This is a genomic window from Paraburkholderia fungorum, assembly GCF_046027605.1.
GTDB lineage: Bacteria > Pseudomonadota > Gammaproteobacteria > Burkholderiales > Burkholderiaceae > Paraburkholderia > Paraburkholderia fungorum_F.
On the sequence record NZ_JAQQEF010000021.1, the window covers coordinates 80380 to 107252 of the forward strand.

Sequence of the window (26873 nt, forward strand, 5' to 3'; positions counted from 1 at the left end):
GGCACCGTGAGACGAAGCGGCAGATTCTCGCGCCTCATCTGGCTATAGCGGAGAACCGCCCGGGCAAACAAGACGGCCGTCCGTGAGATGCCTGGTCAGCGCTCGTTTATGATTAACCTGCGAATCAGCGGAAGACGCGCCGCGATCCTCAAGATCCCAAGCAATTCATTGGGTACGATCTTAGCTAGAGTGGTAAATACTGTGAGTTCTAGCTTGTAGCGGTGTCCAACGTACTCGTTTTCACGAACAACGGCTGCGTAGTCGCGCAGTATTGTATTGATCTCAGACCTGTATGGTGATCGCTCCTTCGCCGCTCTTATCGCATCTAGAACGAACGCGCGGCCAAACCTCGGAACAAGACAGTCCCTGAAATAATACCGATCTCGATCAGGATCATCTGGAAAGGCTTCTTTTAACTTCTTAAAGTAACGAAAGCGGCTACGGCTCATTAAAACCGAGTGGGACATGCTCTCGCGATGGATGCACCACACGTAGACAGGCCGGTCGACGAAACGAGGGGTGTACCCTTCCATAAAGAGGCGCATGAAAAGATCGTCGTCTTCATATCCTGTGAACTGTTCGTCAAATCCGCCGACGGCTTGATATGCTTTCCTGTCGATCATGGATGCGGACGGAAGAATGAACATATCGCTCCGCAGGAGATCGACGATGGAGTGTTTAGGATGGACTGAGTGTTCTTTCACCATGCTCGGCCGAATGATGTTTCCTTCTCCATCCGCCTCCATACAGTCGCCATAGACAAAGCCAAAATTCTGCGCGTTCATCGGAACGTCGCGAACCAGAACCTCGATATGGTCCGGCAGATAGAAATCATCCTGGTCGAGAAAGCACAAATACTCCGAACTGCAAACATCTACACCCGCGTTTCGCGCCGAACCCTGCCCGCCATTTGGTTTGTCGATGATCCGTATGGGGTACCTTGCGCCTATGTCATGCAGTGCCGCCTGCTCTTCGACGCTTGATCCGTCGTTGACGACCACTACTTCATCTGCCGGCACCGTTTGCTGAAAAACGCTTAACAAGGCCCGCTCGATCCATCTCGATCCGTTGTAGAACGGAATGATGACGGCGACTGCCGGTTTGCCTGCCTCTGCATTCGCCTGCGTCATGGTCGCATCTCTAGAACGTCGGTTGTGGTGACCTACCTGGGCGCGCCGGGTGCGCAGATCGTTCATCCTCCGCCACGCTCAGCGGTTTCGCGAAGAACCCATGCGGCGGAGCGCCCTCAGCGGCGCAGTGATGCGCCACGACGTCGAGCCGAATACTTGCGCGATGTCCTCGCCCGCTCGCCGAAGCGCGGCTTCCTGCGTCGCCGCTTTCGACTCAAGCGCTTCGAGCGCGACAGAGGAATGCTCCGCCTGCCCCTTAAGATCGTTTGCGTAACGCTGACTTGCTTCCAGGTGATTCACATGCTCCCGGATCATGCGCCGGCCCTCGGCGACCGCTCGCCCCAGTCCGAGCACGACTTGGTCTCTTGCGGCGATCTCGCTAGCGGCACGCGCCTCGCTGTCGCGAAGCGCGAGTTCCAGCACCTGTATCCGTGCGTTCGCGTCTGTGAGCGCAGGCGTCACCTCTTCGACGTGTCGCACAAGGCGCCATTCGTAGCGCAGCAGCGGCGCGATCGAGTCGAGATATCGCCTGCCCTCCTGAGCTGCGGAGTCCAGTTCGGGGCCATGTGCGGCGATCTCCGCCACGGCGGCACGCTGCATAGCGATGAACACGCTCTTCACCTGCGGCGGCGCCGATCTGACGACGTCGAGGTCATTAGCCGAGAAACGGCTGTTGCGCAAACCGTCCTCCAGGAATTCCCGTTCGAACTCTTCCAGTCCCTCCACGCGCTGCGGCAGTCCCGCCGCCTCCGACACACGGGAAAGCTCGCGCGCGGGCGCATCCATCAACAGGTCGTAGTCGACGAAGATGCGTTCCTGGTCCCTGGTATCTTCGAGCGCCGCCACCAGGTGAGCCAGCCATAAAATGTACGACTTCTCTTCCGCGAAATGATGAACCCTGGCCAGCGACTTTGCGACGCTAATCGGATTTCTCACGGCAACGACATAGACCACGCGCAAGTTCAGGCATGCAAAGACCGGCCGCCAGAATGGCACGAGGCGCGTGAGGCGCGGATCCTTAAGAACGAACGTGTCATTGCCCGCGCATTTCTCGCGCAAGACCGTGATCGCTTTGGTCTGGAGACGGTCCAGCAACGATGCCCCGATGCAGTCCAGGTCGATCGGCATCATCGAGTACCAATCGGCACCGGCAGCCTTCAGCAACTCGACGTTGATCGCGTTAACGTCCATGTCTTCAAAGAAGCCCTTGTCGTTCACGCCGACGACGGGCGGCATCAGACGCTCGCCGAGCTCGCCGCCGAGCGTTCCCATGGCACGCGCAAGGACGCTCGTGCCGCTGCGGTGCATGCCCAGGACGACGATGAGCGTTTTCTCGCTCTTCTGGTTGGAATCTGTATTCATGCGTGCACGGCCCATTTCTGAAATCGTTCCACGTAGTCGAGAAGCAAAACTACGCACTTGCCGATCGATAAAGTTTGCGTGGGGATAACGACATCGTCCGTATCAGACACTTCGTATGCCGAGCCAATGCCGGTGAAGTCGCGCAACTCACCACGCCAGGCCAGCTTGTAGTGGCCTTTCGGATCGCGCGCCTCGCAAACGTCAAGCGGCGTATTCACGAACACCTCGACGAAGCCCAACCCCACAACTGACTGATTTTTCGTCACCAACGACAACGCCATGGCGCCAAGTTCAATTCAGGCTCCAAGAGACGGCGCCACCGCATTTTTCATCCGTCTAGCAGCTATGAATGCCTCGTACCAATCGAACGATTTCCCCGGGATTCAAATCAATGCGTCACGCCGAACGCGCCGGCCACGCCAGGCGTCTTCGCCAGCAGGATGTTGTCGCCGCGAACCGCCCAGAGGTGGTAGCTTGCGTGCCATATCACGACGAGGAACGCGGCGATAGCTCGGAGATACTGGAGTCGAAACTTCATCGATGGTTATCCGCCGCTCGAGATCAGGACGCGATGGTTTCGTCGATCCACTTGCACAGCGTGGTGACGCCCCGCTCCACGCTCCACTGCGGCTCCCACTTGAGTTCGTTGCGGCTGCGCGTTATGTCACCCGACGCGGCGCGCACGTCGCCGTTGCGGAACTTGCCGTTCACGACCGGTGCGGGCGCGTTGTAGATCTTCCCGATCAGTTCGCTCAGCTGGCGGATGGTGGTCGCTTCGCCTGAGCCGATGTCGTAAGCCGTGCTCGACGGCAGCGGATCAATCGTCGCGATCGTGTGAATGGCGGCGGCCACGTCGTCGATGAAAACGAAGTCGCGGACAATCTCGCCGTCTTCGTACAACGGAATGACCTTGCCTGAACGCGCCAGCTGCGCGAACAAGGACACGATGCCCGTGTACGGATTGCTCAGCGACTGACCCGGCCCGTAGACGTTCTGCAGACGCAGCACGCCGAGTTCCACGCCGAACGACTTCACCCATGCGCTCAACATCATCTCCTGAGTGAGCTTTGTCGCGCCATAGATGCTCGTCGGACGCGGTTCGGTGCGGGTCGCCTCGAACGGCAGACACTTCAGGCCCGGAAAGTCCCAGATGCCTTTTTCCAGTTGCTCGGCCGAGCGCTGGCCGGGATAGCTGATCTTGCCCGACGCGTCCTGCCACGCGCCTTCGCCGTACACCGCGCGGCTCGACGTCAGCACGATGCGCTTCGGGATGGCCTCGTGGCGCACGAAGGCGTCGAGCATCTGTGTAGTGCCGACGACGTTCACCATGGCGTGACGCGTGCCTTCGGTGAGCGACTGGCCGGTGCCGGTTTCAGCCGCTAGATGGATCACAACATCGGGCTTCACGTTGGGAAGCAGCTTTTCCCACGTTTCGCGTTCGGTGACGTCGCCGACGATGAATTCGACATCCGGATGCAACTGCTTCGGCCGATCCGGTGTGACGTGAATCTGCGGATGCATGTTGTCCAACGCAATGACGCGATCGAAGCGCTTCACGAGAAGCGGTGAAATGGCACAACCGATGAAGCCGGCGCCGCCTGTTACGAGACAGATTCGCATAGTTGTCTTATCGTTTTATCAAAAGGTTTGGGACTGGACCGCCGAGTCACGCGCGCGGCTTGCGCCGCGCTACTGCCCGGTACACCGGCTGGAGCACCTTGAACAGCGTAGGCGATCGAAAAAGAATCGATCTCTTGATCGCTAAAACCAGGTCGCTCCAGGATTTGCGCACCGAGGTAGGCGTCATGCTCTGCAACGTCCCGCCCACCACGTGCGACGGGTAGCCCTCTGCCTTCCACTGCTCCAGCATGTGCACCTGGTAATCGAAGTCTGAATTAGGCAACGCAGCGGCGAGCTTCTGCAGCTTGTACTCGAGCACCGCATAGTTCCAGCCCGCCAGATGCGAGCTCAGAATTTGCTGCGTGGTGTAACGCGCATCCTGTGCCACATAGCAGATCAGACGTTCGAGCACGTGCGCGAGACCGCCGTCCAAATGATTCGGCTCCGCGTTGAAGTCGGTCCACTTCCACTCTTGCGCGAAAAGCTTGCGAAGCGCCTTCGGGCGGAACCAGAACATCGTGCCATAGGCGGCGATCGGCGTATCCGGATCGAAGTGCACCTTGAGGTCCAGTAACTTTGCGACCTCTTCCGCCTTCGGACGATTCACGAACCACGCATGGCCAAGCGTCCAGTACGAGAACTGAACGACGGGCGGAATCGCCACGCCTATCCACGGGTTGTCACGGAACATGTCGAGCACGTTGGTCGTGAAACCCGGGCTGTTGAGCAGGTTCTCGAACATGTGGCGCTTGAACAAATTGCCCCGGCCCGCGGCGACCTGAGGCGACTTCTTTGTATGCAGACGGCACACGAGGTCGTAGGTGTCGTCGAGGAACAGGTCGCGACACGAAATGAAGAGCGCTGACATGTCGCGGCCACGGTTGTGCTCGACGATCCGCACGATCACCTGGTTCACGTTCGCACGCCCGGTCACCGTCTTTTCGATGATCTCTTTCTTCGCTTGCGTCTCGGTGGTCGCGATGAAATCAAACTTGCCAGGGATGGTGTCCGTAAGTGACAGGATCTCTTCCAGCATCTCCGTGTAGTAGACGTGAACGCATACCGCAATGCGGCCATAGTCCGGGAGCGGTTCGCCCTTCTTGAGACGTACGTCGGGCAGCACGCTGGTGAGCGCGGCGTTCGTGTTCAGGTTGCGCAGCTCGGCGGAACGCACGATATTGCGCCAGATGAGTCCGCGGTCGTAATCCGAGGTTTTCTCTATCACGCCCAGCGCGCGCGGTAGGTCCGCGGCATATCGTTCGAGGAAACGCGGATCGTGGAAGAAAGCGCGGCGCTTAATGATCGGACTGCGGTCAATCAGGGTTTCATCGACATCGAGAATGGCCGGATAATGCGTGCCATATTTCCTGGAGTCGATATAGGTTTCGGCGTTGTAGCCGAGCTTGGTGAAATACTCGGTAAAGCGCGCTTCGTGACTGAGGATGGCTTCCTCGTACGAGATGCGCCCGCTCATCTGTTTCCAGTATTGCTGGAAACTCTTCGACTCAAACATCGTGCGCCGCACGGCGATGAAATTCGCGTTCAAATGATAAGGCAGCGTGCCGGTTCCGGTGAGCGGATTCGGCGTCATTTCCATATGCGCCGTGATGCCCCAGAAATCACACTTGCGCGAATCCATTTCGTCGAAGAGTTCCCTGAACGGATATATCGGGCCATAGCAGGTATGGTTCACCATCAGGATTTCATCGTAATCGCCGTCGCGGCCGAACTCGATTTTCTCCAGACCTTCTTTGTAAGCGAGCACATCAAAGCCTTCGTTCGGACGAACCAAGACTTCGTCGACCACCCCGCGCAGCGCATTTTCCGAATCGCGAGTCAGAGGGCCATTCGAATAGAAGATTGTCTTTCCGACAAACTTGTTCAGTTCGGCCAGGAAATAAATGACGTAGTCGTCGACGATGCCATGCTCGTCGTAAAAGGAGAATATACAGATCCTGCGCATCGTTGATATGTGATTTTTCGGAAACTAGTTTTGACAAAGGGTGACGAGATCGATCATATCGAATCCGGGACACCCCAATTAATCCGACACCGTTCAAGTACTGCTTGTTTTCTCTTCTTGAGCTGGTTCGGAGCGAAATTCGGACATTTGTACCGGAGAGTCGCGCGGTTCCACGCCTTGCTCGTGGCGCCGGTCGGCGAGATCCATCCCGATACGCTCAACAGCGCCTCGTCTCGCCGCATCGAGTTCCGCGCGCAACGTTTCGTTGTTCCCAATGAGCTTGGCGCGCGACGCGCTTAGTTCCTCGATCTGCGCTGTCAGCACGTCCGCGCGCCGGAGCTGGTCTTGCAAGCCGTTGTGTAGCGTCATGCGGGCCGTTTCAAGATCGGCGCCTTGTATGCGCAATGCATTCAGTTCTCCGTCTTGCCGCTGAATGTGGAGATCGCGTGCCCGATGCGATTCCTTGACTTCCTCGACAGCCCGCTGCAGTTGCGCGGCGTGCTCAACGTGTTGCTTGATTTGATGGCGCAACGCGGCTGCCTCATCGTTGAGCGAAGCGATCGTCTGCGCGTGCCGGCCCAGTTCACGCGTGCGCTCCGCATCACGATATTCGAAGTTCCAGCGTTCGCCAATCAGCGCGAAGCGCTCGCGAATGACGCTCGCCTGCTCCCGACCGGCAAGCGAGCACAGGCCAGCGATGGCGTCGCCTACCGCGCTGCCCACCGCCAATACACCAAGACCGTGGCCATGAACGAACGTGAAGCTCGCATAGCGCTGCTGCAGCTCGCTCCAGAGCTTCCACACGCCAAAGCCGCCGCCCCGGACGTTGATGTCGTGAAAGAGCACGACACCCCGCTCCGACATCTTCGGCAGCCACGTTTCGAAGTCGTGCAACACAGCTTCGTAGGAGTGAAGGCCGTCGATATGTAGCAGATCGATGGAGGCATCCTCGAAATAGGTCGCCGCTTCGTCGAAGGTCATGCGCAGTAGCGTGGAAAACGAACCGTAGTGCGCGTCGTGAAATGTTCTGAGTTCCGCGTAGATATTGTCACCGTACCAGCCGGCATGTTCGTCTCCCTGCCATGTGTCGACTGCGTGGCACTGCGAATCGAGGCCGAGACGCGAGACGGCCTCGCAGAATGCGGAGTAGGACACACCATTATGCGTTCCGAGTTCGACAAGCGATTTCGGCTGCATGGCCGCGACCAGCCAGTGAGCGAACGGAACGTGCTCCCACCAGGCGCTGACCACGCCGAGTCTCGCGGGCCGCCAGAACAACGGCGCGAGTTCGGTTGCCGTCAGCATGTCGATTGTCAGTTCTTTCCGCAGGTGATTTCCCTCCATGTATATGCTCCCAAGTGATCCATGACGCGATGCGTCAATGACGGCGGGTATCTGCTCGATCATTAGAGAATACACCACAGACCAGCCGTACTTCGATTGCGCCGTCAGCGCGTCAAGAGGTTCATGCCGCCAAATATTTCCAGAATGCGCGCGGCTCGATTCGCATAAGTATGGTCGCGCAAGGTCCTTTCTCTCGAAGCCGTCGCGATCGCTTGCGCGCGCGGACGGTCGTCGAGCATCATTTCGACATGCTGGCGCAGTTCGAGCGGCGTATCGAACAACAGGATTTCGCTGCCTTCCTCGTAGTAGCTCTCGATTTCCAGGCCCTCCACGAAAAAGCACTGCACGGTGCCGGCCGCGGCGGCTTCGAAGGTGCGCGGCCCGGGCGTCGATGCCTCCAGATTGAAGCGGCTGTTGGCGAGATTGAAGCGCCGCCCCAGATTAAGCGTCACGAGCGAACTCGCACACCAGTCGGGCAACTCGGCATTCGGAACGCGCTGGTTCTGCGCGAACGGCATGTCCGAGGGCCACTCCGACCCCACCACCGCCACCTTGAACGACGACAGCGCCTGCGCACAGTCCCTCAACAACGCTACGCGATTCGGAAATCCGACGCCGCAGAAGAACACGTCGCGCGCCTTGTCCGGGTTCCATTCGCGCACGTGCGCGGCCGGGTCCGCCGCGAGCGGCAGATGATGAACGTGGAGATGCGCGTAGTGCGTGGCCGTCCAGCGATCGTTCGAGAAGATGACGTCCGCGAGCGGGATAATCTTGTATGAGAAGTCAAACTCATAAGGATCGTCGTGAAGCCAGAATGCGAGGCACGCCCCGGTATCGAGCGCCACCTCCTTAAGCCCTAAATAGTGCGACGTCGAAGGCATGCACGAGCCGAACACCAGGATGAGATGCGGCTCGAAATCGCGCGCGGTCTGCTCCGCGCTCTCGAGCGAGCAAATACGCACCGCGCTCACCTGCGCTAGCGAACGAAAGCCCTCGCCGACATATCCGCGCAGGACGGCGTTGTTGTTCACCGAGTCCGGCGATGCGCCGCAGACCAGCACTCGCATGGCGCTATTCATACGCGGCTCCGCACGCGGTTCACGACGAGCCTGAGCGTCTGCTTCAGCCCGTGCGAGCGATAAACGTTTGCGAGCCGGCGCGCCGTAAAGATGAGCCGGGCCGCGGACGACTCGCTCACGCCAGGCCGTTCGTTTACACCGACGTGCCATTTCGTCGACGGCAGAACGATGCCCATGTCAGCAAGGCGCGGATGCTTGATCTCCGCCCCCGCATAGACCTCAGGCTGCGGCGTGCGCAACAGCGCTTTATAGGCGTGGCGCAACGCTTCAACATGCGGCGACAGGCTCGCATACAACTGTTCGGAAATTCCCGCGCGCAGCGTGTCGAGCAATTCGGGCTCGTCGATGAGACGGCGCACGACGTCCACGAGTTGGCCTTCGCTAGCCGGCGCGATCTTCAGGCCGTTCACCCCGTGCTGAACCCGTTCGCCCAGCGCGCCGATATCGCTCACGATCGGCACGAGCCCCTGTTGCCACGCCTCCGACAAGGTCAGGCAATACGTCTCCGGCCAAATGGACAGATGCAGCGACGCGTCGCATTCCTTGAGCGCATCGGGAAGCGCATCCGCGGAATATGAACCATGCACGATCACGTTGCCGAGCTTCTGCGCACGCACGAGATTCCCGTAGCTAAAATCGATGCGGCCGAACACGTGGAACTCGACGGGGGCATCGGCGAGCATCGGCAACGCGCGTCCGATCAGCTCGCCCCCCTTTTGCCGTGTCACGTTGCCAAGAATCGCAATTTTCAGCTTCGTCGACGATGCGTGCTGCCGCACGCGCACCGGACCATCCGGCACTGGCACCGGCAGGATGATGGCGCGCTCGTGCTGCCGCACCGCGGGCAGCATCTTTGCGTAGATGTTGCGCGTCGATTCCGTATTGAAGACGATGAGGTCGCAACGGCGCATGACATCGTTCCAGAAGGCTCGCCGCCGCGCCTGGGAACCGGGCGCGATGCGATGCTTCTGCCACAGGCAGACATCGCATTGGGAGATGGAAACGTCTGGCGCCCCGCAGAACTCGTGCTTGAACGAAAGCAGGTTGAACTCGTGGCAGACGGGGAAAAAATCATGGGCGGTGAACGCGATCGGCACGCCCAGTCCGGACGCCACGTAGACGAGCGACGGAACATGCCCGATGAAGTGATGGAAATGGACCAGATCGACGCCTTGCTCCAGTAGTGCGCGCCGAAACGCCTGCTCCTGTGCGGGCGAGGTCAGCACGTCCGCATTGAATGCCTCGTTCACCCGGTAGCGTTGAATCTCAGTGTAATCGCCGGAAAGCACGCGCGCCTCGCGCGCTTGCGCGCCTTCGCCCGGGAGATAGAACAGCACCTTCCAGTCCGGGCCGAGCTTCGTGCGAATGCGCTCGAGATACACTTCAATGCCGCCGAAATTGCCGAAACTCATCACGTTATGCACCACGAACATCAGCGTACGCGGCTTTTGCGTGTCGACGCACGGCTTGCTGTGCGCGATGCCGCGCGCTTCAGCGAGGATCGCATCGACGCGCCTGTCGTAAGTGTGCTCGGCGAGCGCGCGCTCGCGTGCCGCCCCGGCAATCGAATCGCGATACGCGCGGTCCTCGATCACGCGCGTCGCTTTCGTCATGAAGTCCGCCGTGGACGAGAAAAGGATGATCTCCTTGTCCGGCTCGAAGGATCGCGCGACTTCGCGCAGCGACTCGTGCACCATCTGCACGCCGCCCGCTAGCGCCGCTTCGAACAGACGCGGCGGCGGCGTCTCCGCATATTCGCGGCCACCGGCGGACGCCGAAAACACGCGCGGCAGCAGTAGCGTAATCGCGCTGCGATTCACGAAGCGCGCGAATTCCGTCGGCGGCGTACGCCACGACAGGGTGCTTTCGGGCAAGTCCACGCCGTGCGGCGGCAGAAACGAATTGGTCGGCAGTGCGAGCTTGAACTTCCAGTCCCCTGGCATCCCGGTAAGGATCGAACGCACGAAGGCGCTTCGATTCGGCCAGGCTGTGCCCGCGAAAAAAAGATCGTAGCGCAGAGGACGATCGGCGGGGTGCAATGGGAACGAATGAAACTCCACCGCACCCGCGAGCGGCAAGTGGCGCCCCTTGGCGCCATAAGCGGTGACGCTCGACGAATCGTTCGTGAAAACGAGATCGAACAACCGCGCATGGTGCAGATTGACTTTCAGCTCGTAGGGGTCTTCAGTGACCCACAGGATCGAACGTCCACACACCGCAGCGATGCGCTGGCACAGCACCTCGTCCAGTTCCTCTCCGTCGAACGCGATGAACAGATTGCACTCATTCTTCGCCGCCACGGCGACCGCGTCGAGCGGCTCGGCCTTCGCGACGAACGCGACGTCCGGGTGCCGCTGCAGCGCGCTGAAGAGCGCGAGGCAAATATAGTGATTCGGGTTTCTGTACTTCGTATCGAATAGCAGAACCCGGAATGAGTGATCATTCATGCAGTATCTCGGAAAGCACGCCTGGTTGCCGTTCGAAGCTCGAACGCGACGAGATGCGCGTCCGGGTCGGTTATCGTTCAGGCGAGACGGGCGGCCCGCTCTCCCTCGGATGGTTTGGCCCGACGGTCCGCCGGGCGCCCATGGCGTTTCCCTTCGTATGACGGGGGTTACGTCGTCGCTTCGTATTGCGGCAACACTTCTTCCACCGGACCGAAGGCACGAACACGACCGCGCTCCATCCACAGTACCTTGTTGCAGACCCGGCGAATCTCTGGATTCGAGTGCATTGCCAGCACGACGATTTCCGCGCGGCTGTGCAGATCGGCGAGGCGTTCCTCCGCCTTGTGCATGAACGACGCGTCGCCCACGCCCATCACTTCGTCGAGCAGAAGGATCTCCGCGTCGACGGCGGTGGAAACCGCGAACGCGAGACGCACACGCATACCGCTCGAATAAGTCCGCAGCGGCAGGTCGAGGTAGTCGCCAAGTTCGCAGAACTCCGCGATAGCCTGTTGCTTCTCGCGAATCTCGCTATCCGACATGCCGAGCAACAGGCCGCGCAGGCGAATGTTCTGCATGCCCGTCGAGTTTTCATCCATGCCGAGGCTGATGTCGAGCAGCGGCACGATCTTGCCGTCGCTGCTGAGGGTGCCGGAGGTCGGCGCATAAATGCCCGCCATTGTGCGCAACAACGTAGATTTGCCCGCACCGTTCTGGCCGATAAGGCCCACGCGATCGCCCTTCTCGAAGCGCAGATCGACGTTGTCGAGCGCGCGCACGACAATCACGCCGTCGTTGTCTTCCGCGATGGTGTTCCTGCGGCCGATGCGCATCACTTTTTTCTTCAGCGAGCGGCCACGGACATCGTAAATAGGCAGGTCGAGCGTCGCGCCCTTGAGTTCGATAAATGCCATGTTCTGCTCTCTTTTACACCCAGTACGGGATACGCTTAAGGTAACGGCCGGTCAACGACAACGCCAGCAGCCAGCCCAAGGCGGCCATGCCAAAGCAAATGCCCCACGTCTGAGTGCTTGGAAACTGCCCGATCAGCGGCGCGCGCACCAGATCGATCAGATAGGCAAGGGGGTTCCACTCGATCAGGAAAGTGAAGCGGCTCAGCGACTTCGGGCGGAAGATGATCGGCGTGACATAGAACGCGATCTGCATCAGCGCATTGATGATTTGCGGCAGATCGCGAAAGCGCGCGGACAGCAGACCGACCACCATCGCGATCCACATTGCGTTGAGAATGTAGAGCACGAGCGCCGGCAAGAATAGCGGCAGCGTCTCCCAGTTCTTCACGCCAAATGCGGCGAGCAGAATCACTACGATCACGAAGTTGTGCGCCAGAATGACTAGATTGCGCCACACCACTTGCAGGACGTAGATGAGCTTCGGCGTCGAGGCCTGCCGGATGAACTGGCCGCTGCTGATATAGGCCAGTCCGCCTTCGGTCACCGTCGTCGCGAACATGCCCCACATCACGAGACTGACGGCAAGGAACGGTAAGTAATCTTCCATCGACTGGCCGAACAGCGTCCCGTACACCAAGCCGAGCGAGCCGATCATCACGCCCATACTGATTGTTAGCCAGAACGGACCCACGCGCGAGCGCGCGTAGCGCTGGCGCACTTCCAGCCAGCCCAGCAGTGTCCATAGCCGCCAGGAGCCGAGGCTCTTAATCAAGTCTTCCGTACTTTGTCTTAACATTGCTACCTTTCAACGAAGTTCATTGTTCATCTTTAGCAGCGCGCGTTCAGGGTTGTTCGAACGCGCCCAGCTTGCCGGTGAGTCCGTGCCACATGCCGCGCAGCGCCATCTTGAGGTGCTGCCCGCGCGGTTCGAGCCAGCCACCGTAAATCACGAGCCGAACGGGCAGCTTCACCAGTTCGGTCCATTTCCACGCCAACGGCATGTAGCCGCGGAGAATTAGCGCCGTCGCGTTGCGAAACAAATAGTAATGACGCAGCGGGCTATGACTGGGATACGCCCGTCCCAGCACGCGGATCGGCTCACCGCCGAGAGAGTGCGCGAGGTGCAAGGTCGGGGAGCCAAGCGTCTCGTATCCCCTGTTTCGCGCCCGCACGCACCATTCGAGATCCACGAAATCGATGAAGAGCGCGTCGTCCATCGGCCCAATGTCATGCCATGCAAACAGATTGATGCACGATCCCGACGAGATCAGGAAGTCCACCGAGATGAGTTCGGTCCCAGCCGGCTCGATCCGCTCGAGCGCGGGAAACCGGAACCGCACGAAAGGCGCCGTGCCGCCGAGCCGCGCGTCATCGTAAGCCGGGCCGATCAACGCGACGCGCCGCCCCGCATTCACCTCACGCTCGAGCAGCGCCGGCAAGCCAGCGAGCAACTCGGAGGAAGGCTCGCTGTCCTGATCAAAGATCAGCGCGCTCGAACAGCCGCGTTCGAGCAACTGCGCGACGCCCTGGTTGATGCCCGTGGCGATGCCACGATTCCCTCCATTCGGCAGATAGACCACGCTGTCGTGTAGCCCAAGCTCCGACGCGCTGCGGTGAATCTCCGTGTTATCGACCGCAACGCACAGGCCAAACTCGGCGAAGCGGTTCGCGCGCCTGATGCAGTCGTCGTCAGGGTGATAGAACACGACGACGATGCCGACTCCGCTCGCCTCAGCCACGTCGCGTCGACGCACGCTGCGAATTGCGCAGACGCGAGAGCGTCCCCAGACCTTCGTCAGCAGACGTGGACAGGCTGGAAATCTTCGTCACCACGAGCGGACCGTTCGGCGATGCCACGTTAGCGCTCAAGGGAAAGCTGCAACGCGCGCTCCCACTCCGGCGCCTTCAGGCCGAAGGCCTTCAACAGCTTCTCGTTCGACATGCGTGAATTCGAAGGACGAACCGCGGGAACCGGATAGGCCGATGCCGGAATCGGATTGACCTTGGGCTTCTTTTCAAGACCGGACAGACGGAAAATCTCTTCCGCGAAGCCATGCCACGACGTCGCCCCAGATGCGGTGAGGTGATATACGCCGGTGTGACGCTGCCACCAGTCGCGAGCATCGCTCGCTTCGGCGGCGCGAGCCTGCGACAGCACGCCGGCGGTCAACGTCGCAATCGTGTTCGACCACGTCGGCGCGCCGATCTGGTCCGCGACCACATTGAGTTCGTCCTTCTCCGCTCCGAGCCGCAGCATGGTGAGGAGAAAGTTCTTGCCGCGCGTGCCGTACACCCAGCTCGTACGGAAAATGAGATGGTCGCAGCCCGATGCCGCGATCGCCTGCTCGCCCGCGAGCTTGCTCTTGCCGTAGATGTTCTGCGGATCGACGGCATCGTCTTCGGCATAGGCGCCGTCCTTGTTGCCGTTGAACACGTAGTCCGTCGAGTAGTGAACCAGCGCGGCGTTGAGCTTCTTCGCCTCTTCGGCGAACACGCCGGGCGCTTCGGCGTTCAGCCGCATGGCTGCGTCGACGTCGGTCTCGGCCTTGTCGACGGCCGTGTACGCAGCTGGATTCACGATGAGCGCGGGCTTTATCTCACGCACGACACGGCGGATCTGGTCGAGATCGCTCAAGTTAAGGCCGTTGCGATCGAGGGTGACCAGGTTGCCGAGACCCTGTAGGCTGCAAGCCAGTTCGAAGCCGACCTGGCCGTTGATGCCAGTCAGCAGAATGGTACGTTGTTCGGATGTCCTCATGACGTCCTCACTCGAAGCAATCGGCTTCGGACAGGCGTTTGCCCGCGGCATCCTTAGCGGCGAGGAGCGGCTCGAAGTCGATCGGCCATTCGATGCCGATGTCCGCGTCGTCCCACAGGATGCTGCGCTCGTGAGCCTGATACCAGTAATCCGTGGTTTTGTAGAGGAACTGAGCCGATTCCGACAGCACGACGAAGCCGTGCGCGAAACCCGGGGGCACCCACAACTGACGGTGATTTTCCTCCGACAGATTCACCCCCACCCACTTGCCAAAATTCGGCGAACTCTTGCGGATATCGACAGCAACATCGAACACTTCGCCTTCGACCACGCGCACAAGTTTGCCCTGCGGATGCTGAATCTGGTAATGCAGCCCGCGCAACACGCCCTTCGCGGAACGCGAATGGTTGTCCTGCACGAACTCAACCCGGGTCTCGACCTGCTCAGAGAATTCGCGCGCGTTGAAGCTCTCGTAGAAAAAGCCGCGCGCGTCGCCAAACACCTTCGGCTCGATGATCTTGACTTCGGGCAATGCCGTTGCGGTTACTTGGATGGCCATGCGACTTGGTCCTTCGGAAGATTGAGTAGATATTGACCGTAGGCGTTTTTCGCGAGCGGCTGGGCAAGCGCGAGCAATTGCTCGTCGCCAATCCAGTTCTGGCGATACGCGATCTCTTCGGGACAGGCCACGACGAGCCCTTGCCGCTTTTGCAGCGTCGCGATGAACGTGGCTGCTTCAATTAGCGATTCGTGCGTGCCAGTATCGAGCCACGCGTAGCCGCGGCCCATGATCTCGACATTGAGCATCTGCAGCGACAGATACCGCGAGTTCACATCGGTGATCTCCAACTCGCCGCGCGGGGACGGCTTGATGTCGGCAGCAATGTCGCAGACTTGGCTGTCGTAGAAGTACAGGCCCGTGACGGCGTAGTTCGAACGCGGCTTGACGGGCTTCTCCTCGATGGAGAGCGCCCGGAACGACCGGTCGAACTCCACGACGCCATAGCGTTCGGGGTCGTGCACGTGGTAGGCGAACACCGTCGCGCCACCGGTGCGGGTATCGGCGCGTTCCAGCTGCTTCGCGAGATCGTGCCCGTAGAAGATGTTGTCGCCGAGAATCAGTGCCGACGGATCATTGCCCACAAAGTCACGGCCGATGATGAACGCCTGCGCGAGACCATCCGGCGAAGGCTGAACCGCGTACTGAATATTCATGCCCCACTGGCTGCCGTCGCCGAGCATGGCTTCGAAACGCGGCGTGTCCTGCGGCGTGGAGATGATCAGTACGTCGCGAATACCCGCCACCATCAGCGTGGACAGCGGGTAATAGATCATCGGTTTGTCGTACACCGGCAGCAACTGCTTGGAGACGACGTGTGTGATCGGATACAGGCGCGTGCCCGATCCGCCCGCGAGAATAATGCCTTTGCGCGCCATTGCCGTGCCCTTACGCGCGCTGCGCGTAGTTGGTCTCAACCCACTTCCGATACTCGCCCGAAGCAACTTCGTCCGACCACGCCTGATTGTCCAGATACCACTGAACCGTTTTGGCGAGGCCGGTCTCGAACGTCTCAGCCGGCTTCCAGCCGAGCTCGCGCTCGAGCTTGCGGGCGTCGATCGCATAACGGCGGTCGTGGCCGGGACGATCCTTCACGTAAGTGATCTGGTCGCGGTACGAGGCGCCCGCCTTCGGGCGCAATTGATCGAGCAGATCGCACAGCGTATGCACGACGTCGAGGTTTTTCTTCTCGTTCCAGCCGCCGATGTTGTACGTCTCGCCCGGCGTGCCACGCGCGAGCACTTCGCGGATCGCGCTGCAATGGTCGCCGACATACAACCAGTCGCGCACGTTCTGACCGTCGCCGTAAACCGGCAGTGCCTTGCCGCCGAGTGCGTTGGCGATCATCAGCGGAATCAGCTTTTCGGGGAACTGGTACGGGCCGTAGTTGTTCGAGCAGTTCGTGGTGAGCACCGGCAGGCCATACGTGTGATGGTAAGCGCGCACCAGATGGTCGGAGCCGGCCTTGGTGGCCGAATAGGGGCTATTCGGCGCGTACGGCGTGGTTTCGGAGAACTGTGGGTCGGTAGCGGACAGCGAACCGAATACTTCGTCGGTCGAGACGTGCAGGAAGCGGAACGCGGCCTTGTCGGCCTCGCCGAGCGCATTCCAGTACTGACGGGTGGCTTCGAGTAACGTGAAGGTGCCGACCACGTTGGTCTGCACGAAATCAGCGGGGCCGTGAATCGAACGGTCGACATGGCTTTCAGCGGCAAAGTGCAGCACGGCACGCGGCTTGTGCTCGGCGAACAGCGCGTCGAGCGCGGCGCGATCGCAGATATCGGCGCGCACGAAGACATGCCGCGGATTGGCCTGTTGCGACTTGAGCGTGCCCAGATTGCCGGCGTAGGTCAGCTTGTCCACATTCAACACCGCTTCGTCCGACGTAGCGAGCCAGTCGAGCACGAAATTGGCGCCGATAAAGCCGGCACCGCCCGTTACCAGGATCATGAAATTCCCTTCTAGATGTTGGCGGCAGATCGGAATCGGTTCGCCGATCCGCACGCCCTGCGTTGTGGTGTCCGATTCTTGTCAACGCCCAGCGCCGCCTCGCGCACAGCAGGCGGGCGCTTAAACGCCAATCTTATGAAGCCCTGATTATAAAGCCGCGCGGAGCAAAAACTAGAACCCTAACAACTTGAAACAGCTTGACAAGTTTGGTTTCTATTGACTTTCGAGGAAGTGATTTGGACGCAAGCGCGGCCACCAGAGGGCGCGTGCGCAAGGACGCCGAACCCACCGCAAGCGGATAGTCGGGTTTCGACCGTGGCGCCATGCAGTTAGGAAGCCTGAGGCCGCGCCCCGCCCGTTGACGACTGGCCCGGGCGCATGCCATGCGCCCGTCCAGCACAAGATAGCGGTAGATAGCCGCAGATACCGTGGGTTGCAGCTGCTACGCCGCCAACATCCAGCGCAGTGTATCCATGAACGGAATCGCCTGGACCTCCGGCACCAGCGAGCGCAGCTTGGCCGGCGAGCCCGCCAGCATCTTCACGTCGGTTTGGCGCACGAATGCCGGATTGATCTGGATCTCCAGCTCATGCCCGGTCAGCTCGCTCGCCGCCGACAGAATCTCCCGCAGTGTGAATGGCGTGCCGGTACAGACATTGACCGTCTCCGCCGCAGCCGCTGAGTCGAGCAAAGCCTCATAGGCGCTCGCCACATAGCGCACGTCCGAGAAATCGCGGGCCACGTCGATATTGCCCAGCTCGATCGCCGGTTCGCGTCGCGCGAAATGCTCGACGATCTTCGGCACGAGGAAGTTCGATGCCTGGCCACGGCCGGTGTAGTTGAACGGCCGCACGATCAGGATGGGCAGGCGGTCGAACCAGGTCCGCACCATCGTTTCCATGGCCGCCTTGCTGGCTGCATAGTGGTTGACGGGCGTGACCGGGAAGGTTTCGTCGATCGCGTCGCTCGTGACATTGCCGTAGACGTTCGCGCTGCTCGCGATCAACAGCTTGCGCGGCGTATGGCCAACGGCCGCGCAGGCCTCCAGCAGATTCAGCGTGCCGATCACATTGACGCGATAAAAGTCGAGCGGATCGTTATGGCCCACGAAACTGATCGCCGCGAGATGCACAATGTAGTCGGGCCGCGCGGCTTCGATCACGCGCCGGCAGGCGTCGGGCGAGGTGATGTCGAGCCTGAGGCGCGTCGGCGTTTCAGGCTCGTCGCGCCCCACCGTTTCGATCACGGTATGGCCGCGGCGGCGCAGATTGTCGACCAGATAGCGCCCGGTGAAGCCACTTGCCCCGGTAACGAGCGTGCGGATCGGTTGCTTCGCATGAGAAGACGACATGCTTTCTGCGTTCACGAGGGTCATCCTGTTGTATTGCAATATCGCGTGCGCCTTTTGCCGTAACCGTTGCTAACGGCTTCTGACGGCGCCCCCCGCGATATTCGTGCATCAAACGGGCTATTATGTCACGCTAACATGTTGCACCGCCAACGCGGCACGTCTCGCTCGTAACCGCGTGTATCGAACCGCACCGATTTCTCGATGACATCCTCCACCGCCGCCCCTACTGCCGCTTCAAGTGCCGCTTCCCATGCTGTGACGCAGCCGCACCCGCTACCTCTCGCTTTCGGCGACCTGCAAGGCTGCCGCAAGCCGTTCCAGCAGTTGCTGGCCAAGGCCGCGCCGCCCGCGGACACGCCGCTGTGGTTTGCGGGCGACCTGATCAACCGCGGGTCCGAATCGCTCGCCACGCTGCGCGACATCATCGCGCTGGGCAAGCGCGCGGTGCCGGTGCTGGGCAACCACGATCTGCATCTGCTGTCGGTGTCGGCGGGGATTCGCAAGTCGAAAAAAGGCGACACGATCGACGACATTCTCGCCGCGCCGGATGCCGCCGACCTGCTCGAATGGGTCCGCCACCGTCCGCTCGCGCATTTCGACAACGGCATGCTGATGGTGCACGCAGGTGTGCTGCCGCAATGGGACGCCGCCCTGACCATGGAACTCGCCGAGGAATTGCAGCGGGCGCTGCGCGCACCGAACTGGAAGGAGACGCTCGCGGGACTGTACGGCAACGAGCCGAATCGCTGGACGCCCGGCATCAAGGGCATCGAGCGGCTGCGCCTCACGTGCAGCGCATTGACACGTATCCGCTTCTGCAATGCGCAAGGTGCGATGGATTTCAGCAGCAGCGGCGGCCTGAATTCCGCGCCGCCGGGCAGCGTGCCGTGGTTCGACGTGCCGTCGCGCAAGACCGCGGACGTCACCGTGGTGTTCGGCCATTGGGCCGCGCTCGGCTTGATGTTGCGCGACAACCTGATCGGCCTCGATTCGGGGTGCGTATGGGGCGAAAAACTCTCCGCCGTGCGTCTCGCGCAAAATCCCGCGGAGCGCACGCTGACACAAGTCGACTGTGAGAGTTGTCGCGCCCCAGGCGGCGGCAACTAAGCCGCGTCGCGCCAGATCCGCGCTAAGCCCTAAGCTCTAAGCCCTCGGCGCTAGGCCGACCGGCCGGACGGATCGGCCGGCTCGATCAGCGCGCGCGACGCGTTGGAGGCATCGACGGGATCGAACGCATTGAGCGACGCCGCCGATGCGATCGATGCCGCGATCGCGGCACCAGCGCTCGCCGTTCCCGTCTGCATCTCCCGCAATGCCGCGGCAATCACCCCTTCCGCTTCCGCCGCCAGCGTGCGCCTGTCCGCGCCCGGCGCCAGCGGCGCGCCGACATACACGTGCGCCGTCAGCGGGCCACCGCGCAACAGCATGTTCAGCGATTCAGCCAGCGTCAGATCGTCGATATACGCCGGCGCGGTGGATTGCCGGCCCTGCGCGTCTTCGTACATGATGCACAGCGGCTGAACCGGCGCCGAGGCCGACACGGCGGCCTGGAACATATTCGCGTGAAACGGCAGCAGCGCCAGACCGTTTGACGTCGTGCCTTCAGGAAACACACACATCAATTCGCCCGCGCTCAGGCGCTCGGACAGTTCGTGCATGATCCGCTTCGCATCGCTGCGCTTCTCGCGCTGGATGAACACGGTATCCAGTTGCTGCGCCAGCCAGCCGACCACCGGCCACTGCCGGATCTCGGCCTTGGAGACGAACGGCGTAGGCCGCCACGCATTGATCACGTAGATGTCGACCCACGAGATGTGATTGGCGACCACCAGCGCGCCGCGGTCGAGCCGCGCGCTGCCGTTATGCACGACGAGTTGCATGCCGCACAAACGCAGCATTTTCAACGACCATTCGCGGTTGAGCGTCTGGCGCCCCTCTGCGCCGGCCTTCGGAAAACGGGTCGCGACGGTCCACATGCCGTGCAGCAGATGCGCGATGAGACGGGCCTTGCGTAACGCGAGCTTCATTGTCGGAGCTTTCCGTAACTGGGCGATGCCGCGAATATTAGCGCTGTTCGAAGGCGACGTGACCGGACACGATGGTCGCCCGCACGCGCGCCGGCAGTTCATAGCCGAGGAACGGCGTGTTGTGCCCCTGGCTCTTGAGTGCGCGCGGCTCGACGCGCCAGTAAGCGTTGCGGTCGAACACGCAGAGATCGGCGACGGCACCCACGGCGAGGCGGCCGGCCGTTTCAAGGTTCAGCACCTCAGCCGGTGCCGTGGTGATGCGGTTCAGCGCCTTGGCCAACGGCACGCCCGCTTCGTCGGCCCATTTCACCGTCAGAGACAGAAATAACTCGAGGCCCGTCGCGCCAGGCGTGGCTTCGGCGAACGGCAAGAGCTTTTCGTCGTCGTCGACCGGCGTGTGGTCGGAGCAGATCGCGTCGATCGTACCGTCGACGAGACCCGCGCGGATCGCTTCGCGGTCGCGCTGCTGACGCAGCGGCGGATCGAGCCGGAATTGCGCGTCGAAGTAGCCGATGTCGAGGTCGATCAGGTGCACATGGTTCACGGTGACGTCGCACGACACCGGCAAGCCTTCGGCCTTGGCCGCGCGCATCAACGCAATGCCCGCCGCCGACGAGACATGCGACAGATGCACCCGCGCCCCCGTCACCCGGACCAGCTCGAAGATCGTATGCAGCGCGATCGTCTCAGCCGACACCGGCACGCCCGACAGTCCAAGCCGTGACGCCAGCGCACCGCTCGCGGCCACGCCGCCACGGCCGAGATACGCATCGACCGGACGCAGCCACACGGTGTAGTCGTAGGTCCTCGCGTACTGCAGCGCACGCATCAGGACCTGCGTGTCGACCACCGGCACGTCGGCTTGTGAAAAACCGATACAGCCCGCTTCGGTCAGCTCGACCATCTCCGTGATGACCTGGCCTTTCAGACCAACCGTCAACGCGCCGAGCGGATAGACATGCGCCTGGTTCAGATTGCGCGCGCGGAACTTGAGCATCTCGACGAGGCCCGGTTCATCGAGCGTCGGATCGGTATCCGGCGGACACACGAGACTCGTCACGCCGCCCGCGAGCGCCGCGGCCATTTCGGATTCGAGCGTCGCCTTGTGTTCGTAGCCCGGCTCGCGCAAGCGCGCGGACAGGTCGACCAGGCCCGGCGCGATATGCAGGCCTTTGGCGTCAATCGTCTTTTCTGCATTGAAATCAGCAGGCGCATTCGCGTTGCCGATCGCGACAACCTTGCCCGCTGCGATAAACATGTCCTGCTGCTGTTCGGTGCCCGCCGCCGGATCGATCAGCGTGCCGCCTTGAATATGAATCTTCATGCGCTGCCTTAATGTTTAGCCGTGATTGCCCGCGACGATTCCCATCACCGCCATGCGCACCGCAATACCGAATGTCACCTGATTCAGAATCACCGATTGCGGACCATCGGCCACTTGCGAATCGATTTCGACGCCGCGGTTCATCGGTCCGGGGTGCATCACGATCGCGTCGGGTTGGGCGAGCGCAAGGCGCTCCGGCGTCAAACCCCAGCTCTTGAAATACTCCTGCGCCGACGGCAGCAACGCGCCGCTCATCCGCTCGTTCTGCAAACGCAGCATGATGATCACGTCGACGTCTTTCAGGCCTTCGTCGAGATTGTGGAAGACACGCACGCCCATTTGCTCGAGACCGCCCGGCAACAGCGTGCGCGGACCGATCGCGCGCACTTCCGGCACACCGAGCGTGGTCAGCGCGTGAATGTCCGAACGCGCGACCCGCGAATGCAGAATGTCGCCGACGATCGCCACGCGCAGATTCGTGAAGTCCTTCTTGTAGTGGCGGATCGTGTACATGTCGAGCAGACCTTGGGTCGGGTGTGCGTGGCGGCCGTCGCCGGCGTTGATCACGTGCACATGGGGCGCGCAGTGCTGGGCGATCAGATACGGCGCGCCGCTCGATGCATGGCGCACGACAAACATATCGGCATGCATCGCCGACAGATTGTTGATCGTGTCGAGCAGCGACTCGCCCTTGCTCGTCGACGACGCATTGATGTTCAGATTCAGCACGTCCGCCGACAAACGCGTCGCGGCGATCTCGAAGGTGGTGCGAGTACGTGTCGAGTTCTCGAAGAACAGATTGAACACCGACTTGCCGCGCAACAGCGGCACCTTCTTCACTTCACGATCGGTCACGCTGACAAATTGATCAGCGGTGTCGAGAATGTGATTGACGATCGCCTTCGGCAAGCCCTCGATCGACAACAGATGTTTGAGCTCGCCGTTTTTCGTGAGCTGCGGATTGCCCTTCAGGAAACCGTAACGGAAGCGCTCAGCGGCGCTATCGGCAGAATCCTGGGAGGCCTGGGTAGCGGTGTTCATGGTGTACCTGCTTCTTGCTTGATGCTTGATGCGCAAAGCCGCGTTCAATCGACGCGGGCTTCAGTATGAAAGGTGAAACGCGGAGTGCCTTCGGCGCCCCCTTCTTCGCGGGCGAGCACGAGCGTCGCGTCGGCCGGCACGTCCACCACGCCGCCAACGAAGCGCGCCGCCACCGGCAGCTCGCGGCCACCGCGATCGGCGAGCACGGCCAGTTCCACCGACGCCGGACGACCGTAGTCGTAGAGCTCATTCAACGCCGCGCGAACCGTACGGCCGGTGTACAGCACGTCGTCCACTAACACGATGCGGCGCTGGTCGACGGAGAACGGCAGCGAGGTCGGGCTTGCCTGCGAGTGCAGGCCTTTCTTCGCGTAATCGTCGCGATGCAGCGCGACATTCACCACGCCGAAGCCCGGCGCTTTCAGATCGCGAGCGAGGCGCTCGGCGAGCCACGCGCCGCCGCTGTAGATGCCGGCCAGCACGGGGCCATCGGCAGCGCTGAACGCGTCGCCATAAGCCTCGCGTATCTGTTCGAGCACGGCGCGATAAAGCGCTTCGGCGTCATTGGAACTCATGATCGTCGGAAAGTCCGTCTAGATATTGCTGGAGGATGATGCTGGCGGCTTCGGCGTCGAGCATGTCGGCGCGGCCGTTGCCGGCGCGGATTTCCGCCTTCGCCTCGACCGACGAATAGCGCTCGTCGATCCACGTTACCGGCAGATTGAAGCGGCCATTCAGCTGATTGCCGAAGCGCTTCGCGAGTTGAGTCATCTCGTGCGGCGTACCGTCCGGATGCAGTGGCAGGCCGACGACCAGCGCGTTCGGCTTCCACTCCGCGATCAGCTTGCCGACCGCCTCGAAACGGTATTCGCGGCTGCGGTTCTGCACGATCACGAGCGGCCGTGCGCTGCGCGTGAGCGAATTGCCCACCGCCACGCCGATCCGCTTTTCACCATAGTCGAACGCAAGCAGCGTCGCCTCACGTCCGGCCGGCAGGCTCATGCGTCACCTTTCATGCGTGACCTGCCTCGCCCGACAGCATCGACAGTGAAATGCCGAGCAGCGCGAGCGCGGCTTCCAGGCGCTCTTCGGCGGGCACGTCGAAAACGATCTTCGGGTCGGCTTCAACCGTGAGCCAGCCGTTCTTTGAAATCTCTTCTTCGAGCTGACCCGCGCCCCAGCCGGCATGGCCGAGCGTGAGCAGGAAGCGCTCCGGCCCGGTGCCGCTCGCGACGGCTTCGAGCACGTCTTTCGAGGTGGTCATCTCGAGCCCACCCGGCACCGACATGGACGACGTATAGGCATTGCCGTCTTTCGGATCGTGCAGCACAAAGCCGCGCTCGGTTTGCACCGGGCCGCCGAAATACACGGGCACATGAAGAAGGGGTTCGATCTCGAGCTTGAGATCGATGCGACTGAAGAGCGCTTCCAGGTCGATATCGGTCGGCCGGTTGATCACGAGGCCGAGCGCGCCGCGCTCACTGTGATCGCAAAGGTAGACCACCGTTCCTGAAAACGTGGGATCGGCCATGTTCGGCATGGCGATCAGGAACTGGTTGGTCAGATTGATGCGATCGGTACTCTTGGACATAGTTCGGATTTTAGCAAAGACGATGCAGGATGGCGGGCTTTGAGCGCGGGGACCGCGATGTGCGCGATGAGGTGCGCCGCGAGCCATCGACGGCGAATCAAGTTCCACTCTATCACGCACGCAGGCCTTGGCCACCGTGCCGGTGAGCGTGTTTTACGACACGCATATCGCGTGCCTCCGGCTTCGTACCCTTGATCCTCGGTCCTGCCGGCATGAGGATGCTTACCGGCGGACGGCACCTGCAGCCATACGCAGCCGCATGCAGCCAATGCCGCGGGAGATCAGGGGCCGCCCTGTTCGATCGACCGCGTCAATGCGGCCAGCGCGGCGCCGCTCCCCGCCGGCGAGACGCCCGCCGCCACTTTGTGCAACATCGCGCGCAAGGCTTCCGCCGCCTGCTCGAGCGTACTCGCCGCCGGTGCGCCGACGATCACGTGGGAGCGCACCGCCGGCGTCGATACGCCGGCGTGCGCGCGGCGGCGCCACGCCAGCCCGAGCGCATCGGCAACCAGCGCTATATGACCGAGGCCCAGCGCGCAGGCGGCGGCGCCGAGCCGGTAGGCCGCGTCGCCCGCCTGCAACGCTTCGCTCGGATCCGCTTTCTCGGGCTGATCGGCCGCGCGGGCATGGTCAGTCAACGCCGAAATCGAGGCATCCGCGGTTTGCAGGAAATCCTCATAGGCGTGCGCATTGACCGTCAGCACGCCGAGTTCGCGCGTCAGGGCGATGCGTGTCGCGCTGATCGCTTGCGCCTCCACGGCGCCGGCTTCCCAAAGCATTTCCGATGCCTGGTTGCCCGCGACGTGCCAATCGACCGTCAAACCATAGTCGTGCAGCACCTCGACCTGATCGGCATCTTCCGCCGCCGCGCCGAACAACGCGTAGTCGCGCCACAGGAGCGCCAGCGTCGCGCGCACCAGCGAACGCGGCGCGCGCTCGATGCCGCGCGCGTGATCCGCCAGGGTGAGATTGCAGCGCGCATAGAAACGCCGCGCGTCGGCTTCTCCGGTGGCGCGGCCGCTGACGCGCAGCGCCTTGGTACAGGCTTTGGCGAGCCGCCAGAAATCGTAGGGATCAGGCCCGGAGAGTTCGGTGAGAACGGCGTCCAGTTCATCCAGCGCAGCGTTCGTGAAAGCGAGCGCGGCGCCGCTGCTATCGGGCTGCGAGCGCAACACCGGCAACAGCGCGCGTTCATAACGCGCCCGCAAATGGGCCAGTCGATCCGCGGATTGGCCATGCAGCGACACCGGGGGCACCGGGCGAGCATTGAGTGCGAGGTCTTCGAACGCGACGGTCGTGCCGGGCGTGTGCTCCGACAGATGGATGCAGAGCGCGCGGTAGTGATTGAACAGCGTGGGCGAGCAGGACAGCTCGCGCAGATTGTGGCGCTCGAGCGCTGTGCGGAAATCAAGCAGAGCCGCGCCGAATACGGGCCGGGCACTCTCCCCGGCAACCGGATCGCCCTCGGCCAAAGGCGACAGCCGCACCAGCGCGTCCGCAAAGCGCTGCGCGCTCAGCCAGCCGGCCTCGCGCAATGCATGCGACGCACGCAGCAACGCCGAGGCGCTCTCGCTGTGCTGCTCGAACGCTAATAGCGCCTCGGCCAGCGCCAACTCCGCCGGACGGACGGCGCCGCCGCGCGGATTCGGCAAGGCGTCGAAGGAATCGGGTGCAGCGGATCGAAGAGTCATGGGCAGGCGACAGGAAGCTGACGGGCCGCCGCTCAAGGTCGCACGAGAGACTGATCGACTAACGCGCGAACTAGCGACAGGACAATGACAGACTACCGCTGCGACACGGCGCAACCTGGACGTTCCGCGTCGACGCGTTGGGGCTGCGTTCCGGGCGCATGCAGCGTTCGATACGGCGGACGCCGCCTGCGAAATGCCGCGCCGCAGGCACCCGGCAGACGACCGGCCGGATCGCGCCCGTTGCCCCAGGAACCTTAGATCTGGACCATCTCGAAGTCTTCCTTGCGCGCGCCGCATTCCGGGCAGGTCCAGTTAATGGGAACGTCCTCCCAGCGGGTGCCCGGCGCAATACCTTCGTCCGGCAAACCGGCTTCTTCGTCGTAAATCCAGCCGCAAATCAGGCACATCCAGCTTTGATATTCCATTCTTGTGTCGCGTCGTAGAGTCCGTGGAAACGGGAGCCATGATGGTACCGTGTTGCCGCCCCAATGCCTAGCAATCAGAAACGCCCAATCGCAACGTGCAGCGGCCTCGGGCGATGCGGGCTGCGTCGGTTTGCGCCGTGCTTGCGGCGCCGTGCCGCGGCGTGGCTGATCCGCTCGCGCGCGCGCTCGCAGCGAGCCTGGCGCTTTTTTTGCCAATGGCGGCCGCACATGCCGACCCGCCACTGCCAGTGACACGGGTCTTGCTTGCAGCCACGCTCCGGAGAATGCGAAAAACCG

27 protein-coding genes are annotated in these 26873 nt (G+C 61.8%); 1 reads left to right on the forward strand and 26 read right to left on the reverse strand.

Annotated elements, in window-relative coordinates; translation table 11 throughout:
* Window positions 1-95 precede the first annotated feature (95 nt).
* From PQR53_RS28495 to PQR53_RS28580, 18 genes are all read right to left on the reverse strand, one after another.
* Window positions 96-1196 (reverse strand): glycosyltransferase family 2 protein, encoded by a 1101-nt coding sequence (locus PQR53_RS28495; RefSeq protein WP_408461537.1) that lies wholly within the window; start codon window positions 1194-1196, stop codon window positions 96-98.
* A 12-nt stretch (window positions 1197-1208) separates the two neighbouring features.
* Entirely contained in the window at window positions 1209-2507 is a 1299-nt protein-coding gene (locus PQR53_RS28500; protein WP_408461540.1) for a sulfotransferase family protein, read from the reverse strand.
* The gene (locus tag PQR53_RS28505; protein ID WP_408461543.1) at window positions 2489-2773 is read right to left on the reverse strand and encodes an adenylyl-sulfate kinase; all 285 of its coding nucleotides are present in this window, start codon (window positions 2771-2773) and stop codon (window positions 2489-2491) included. The genes PQR53_RS28500 and PQR53_RS28505 overlap by 19 nt, the downstream gene beginning before the upstream one ends.
* Before the next feature lie 107 nt (window positions 2774-2880).
* The gene (locus PQR53_RS28510) at window positions 2881-3030 is read right to left on the reverse strand and encodes a hypothetical protein (RefSeq protein ID WP_408461546.1); all 150 of its coding nucleotides are present in this window, start codon (window positions 3028-3030) and stop codon (window positions 2881-2883) included.
* A 23-nt stretch (window positions 3031-3053) separates the two neighbouring features.
* Window positions 3054-4112, reverse strand: coding sequence for an NAD-dependent epimerase/dehydratase family protein (locus PQR53_RS28515; protein ID WP_408461548.1), 1059 nt, complete (start codon window positions 4110-4112; stop codon window positions 3054-3056).
* A 46-nt stretch (window positions 4113-4158) separates the two neighbouring features.
* Window positions 4159-6075: a rhamnan synthesis F family protein gene (locus tag PQR53_RS28520; protein WP_408461551.1), complete on the reverse strand. Its 1917-nt coding sequence runs from the start codon at window positions 6073-6075 to the stop codon at window positions 4159-4161.
* 93 nt (window positions 6076-6168) lie between these two features.
* Window positions 6169-7419: a class I SAM-dependent methyltransferase gene (locus tag PQR53_RS28525; RefSeq protein WP_408461554.1), complete on the reverse strand. Its 1251-nt coding sequence runs from the start codon at window positions 7417-7419 to the stop codon at window positions 6169-6171.
* Between the two features lie 104 nt (window positions 7420-7523).
* Window positions 7524-8498, reverse strand: coding sequence for a CgeB family protein (locus PQR53_RS28530; protein ID WP_408461557.1), 975 nt, complete (start codon window positions 8496-8498; stop codon window positions 7524-7526).
* Window positions 8495-10945: a glycosyltransferase family protein gene (locus PQR53_RS28535; protein WP_408461560.1), complete on the reverse strand. Its 2451-nt coding sequence runs from the start codon at window positions 10943-10945 to the stop codon at window positions 8495-8497. The genes PQR53_RS28530 and PQR53_RS28535 overlap by 4 nt, the downstream gene beginning before the upstream one ends.
* A gap of 167 nt (window positions 10946-11112) precedes the next feature.
* A complete protein-coding gene (locus PQR53_RS28540; protein WP_408461563.1) occupies window positions 11113-11859 on the reverse strand; it encodes an ABC transporter ATP-binding protein in 747 nt (248 codons plus the stop codon).
* A 13-nt stretch (window positions 11860-11872) separates the two neighbouring features.
* On the reverse strand, window positions 11873-12655 hold the full coding sequence (locus tag PQR53_RS28545; RefSeq protein WP_408461565.1) for an ABC transporter permease: 783 nt from the start codon (window positions 12653-12655) through the stop codon (window positions 11873-11875).
* 46 nt (window positions 12656-12701) lie between these two features.
* Window positions 12702-13613 (reverse strand): glycosyltransferase family 2 protein, encoded by a 912-nt coding sequence (locus tag PQR53_RS28550; RefSeq protein WP_408461568.1) that lies wholly within the window; start codon window positions 13611-13613, stop codon window positions 12702-12704.
* Window positions 13591-13716, reverse strand: a complete 126-nt coding sequence (locus tag PQR53_RS28555; protein ID WP_408461571.1) for a hypothetical protein — start codon at window positions 13714-13716, stop codon at window positions 13591-13593. Before PQR53_RS28555 ends, PQR53_RS28550 begins: the two co-directional genes overlap by 23 nt.
* A gap of 1 nt (window position 13717) precedes the next feature.
* On the reverse strand, window positions 13718-14617 hold the full coding sequence (gene rfbD, locus PQR53_RS28560) for a dTDP-4-dehydrorhamnose reductase (protein ID WP_408461574.1): 900 nt from the start codon (window positions 14615-14617) through the stop codon (window positions 13718-13720).
* Between the two features lie 7 nt (window positions 14618-14624).
* Window positions 14625-15176 (reverse strand): dTDP-4-dehydrorhamnose 3,5-epimerase, encoded by a 552-nt coding sequence (gene rfbC, locus PQR53_RS28565; RefSeq protein WP_408461577.1) that lies wholly within the window; start codon window positions 15174-15176, stop codon window positions 14625-14627.
* Complete coding sequence (rfbA, locus tag PQR53_RS28570; RefSeq protein ID WP_408461643.1) at window positions 15161-16054, reverse strand: glucose-1-phosphate thymidylyltransferase RfbA; 894 nt, start codon at window positions 16052-16054, stop codon at window positions 15161-15163. The genes rfbC and rfbA overlap by 16 nt, the downstream gene beginning before the upstream one ends.
* A gap of 10 nt (window positions 16055-16064) precedes the next feature.
* Window positions 16065-17126: a dTDP-glucose 4,6-dehydratase gene (gene rfbB / locus PQR53_RS28575; protein WP_408461580.1), complete on the reverse strand. Its 1062-nt coding sequence runs from the start codon at window positions 17124-17126 to the stop codon at window positions 16065-16067.
* A gap of 442 nt (window positions 17127-17568) precedes the next feature.
* Window positions 17569-18477 carry a GDP-mannose 4,6-dehydratase gene (locus PQR53_RS28580; protein WP_408461583.1) on the reverse strand — a complete coding sequence of 303 codons (909 nt, stop codon included), beginning with the start codon at window positions 18475-18477 and terminating at the stop codon, window positions 17569-17571.
* Between the two features lie 201 nt (window positions 18478-18678).
* Here PQR53_RS28580 and PQR53_RS28585 point away from each other — a divergent pair, with 201 nt between their 5' ends.
* Window positions 18679-19584 (forward strand): symmetrical bis(5'-nucleosyl)-tetraphosphatase, encoded by a 906-nt coding sequence (locus PQR53_RS28585; protein WP_408461586.1) that lies wholly within the window; start codon window positions 18679-18681, stop codon window positions 19582-19584.
* A 50-nt stretch (window positions 19585-19634) separates the two neighbouring features.
* Here the strand turns inward: PQR53_RS28585 and PQR53_RS28590 are convergent, their stop codons facing one another.
* The 8 genes from PQR53_RS28590 to PQR53_RS28625 form a co-directional block, all read right to left on the reverse strand.
* Complete coding sequence (locus tag PQR53_RS28590; protein WP_408461589.1) at window positions 19635-20504, reverse strand: lysophospholipid acyltransferase family protein; 870 nt, start codon at window positions 20502-20504, stop codon at window positions 19635-19637.
* A gap of 37 nt (window positions 20505-20541) precedes the next feature.
* Window positions 20542-21828 (reverse strand): dihydroorotase, encoded by a 1287-nt coding sequence (locus PQR53_RS28595; RefSeq protein WP_408461591.1) that lies wholly within the window; start codon window positions 21826-21828, stop codon window positions 20542-20544.
* 15 nt (window positions 21829-21843) lie between these two features.
* A complete protein-coding gene (locus PQR53_RS28600; protein ID WP_408461594.1) occupies window positions 21844-22869 on the reverse strand; it encodes an aspartate carbamoyltransferase catalytic subunit in 1026 nt (341 codons plus the stop codon).
* A 44-nt stretch (window positions 22870-22913) separates the two neighbouring features.
* Window positions 22914-23444, reverse strand: a complete 531-nt coding sequence (pyrR, locus tag PQR53_RS28605; RefSeq protein WP_408461596.1) for a bifunctional pyr operon transcriptional regulator/uracil phosphoribosyltransferase PyrR — start codon at window positions 23442-23444, stop codon at window positions 22914-22916.
* Window positions 23431-23871 carry a Holliday junction resolvase RuvX gene (gene ruvX / locus PQR53_RS28610; protein ID WP_408461598.1) on the reverse strand — a complete coding sequence of 147 codons (441 nt, stop codon included), beginning with the start codon at window positions 23869-23871 and terminating at the stop codon, window positions 23431-23433. Before ruvX ends, pyrR begins: the two co-directional genes overlap by 14 nt.
* Window positions 23872-23881: 10 nt before the next feature.
* Complete coding sequence (locus tag PQR53_RS28615) at window positions 23882-24460, reverse strand: YqgE/AlgH family protein (protein WP_042327851.1); 579 nt, start codon at window positions 24458-24460, stop codon at window positions 23882-23884.
* 281 nt (window positions 24461-24741) lie between these two features.
* A complete protein-coding gene (locus PQR53_RS28620; protein WP_408461600.1) occupies window positions 24742-26151 on the reverse strand; it encodes a FimL-related protein in 1410 nt (469 codons plus the stop codon).
* Window positions 26152-26405: 254 nt separating this feature from the next.
* Window positions 26406-26576 carry a rubredoxin gene (locus tag PQR53_RS28625; RefSeq protein ID WP_006047743.1) on the reverse strand — a complete coding sequence of 57 codons (171 nt, stop codon included), beginning with the start codon at window positions 26574-26576 and terminating at the stop codon, window positions 26406-26408.
* Window positions 26577-26873: the final 297 nt, after the last annotated feature.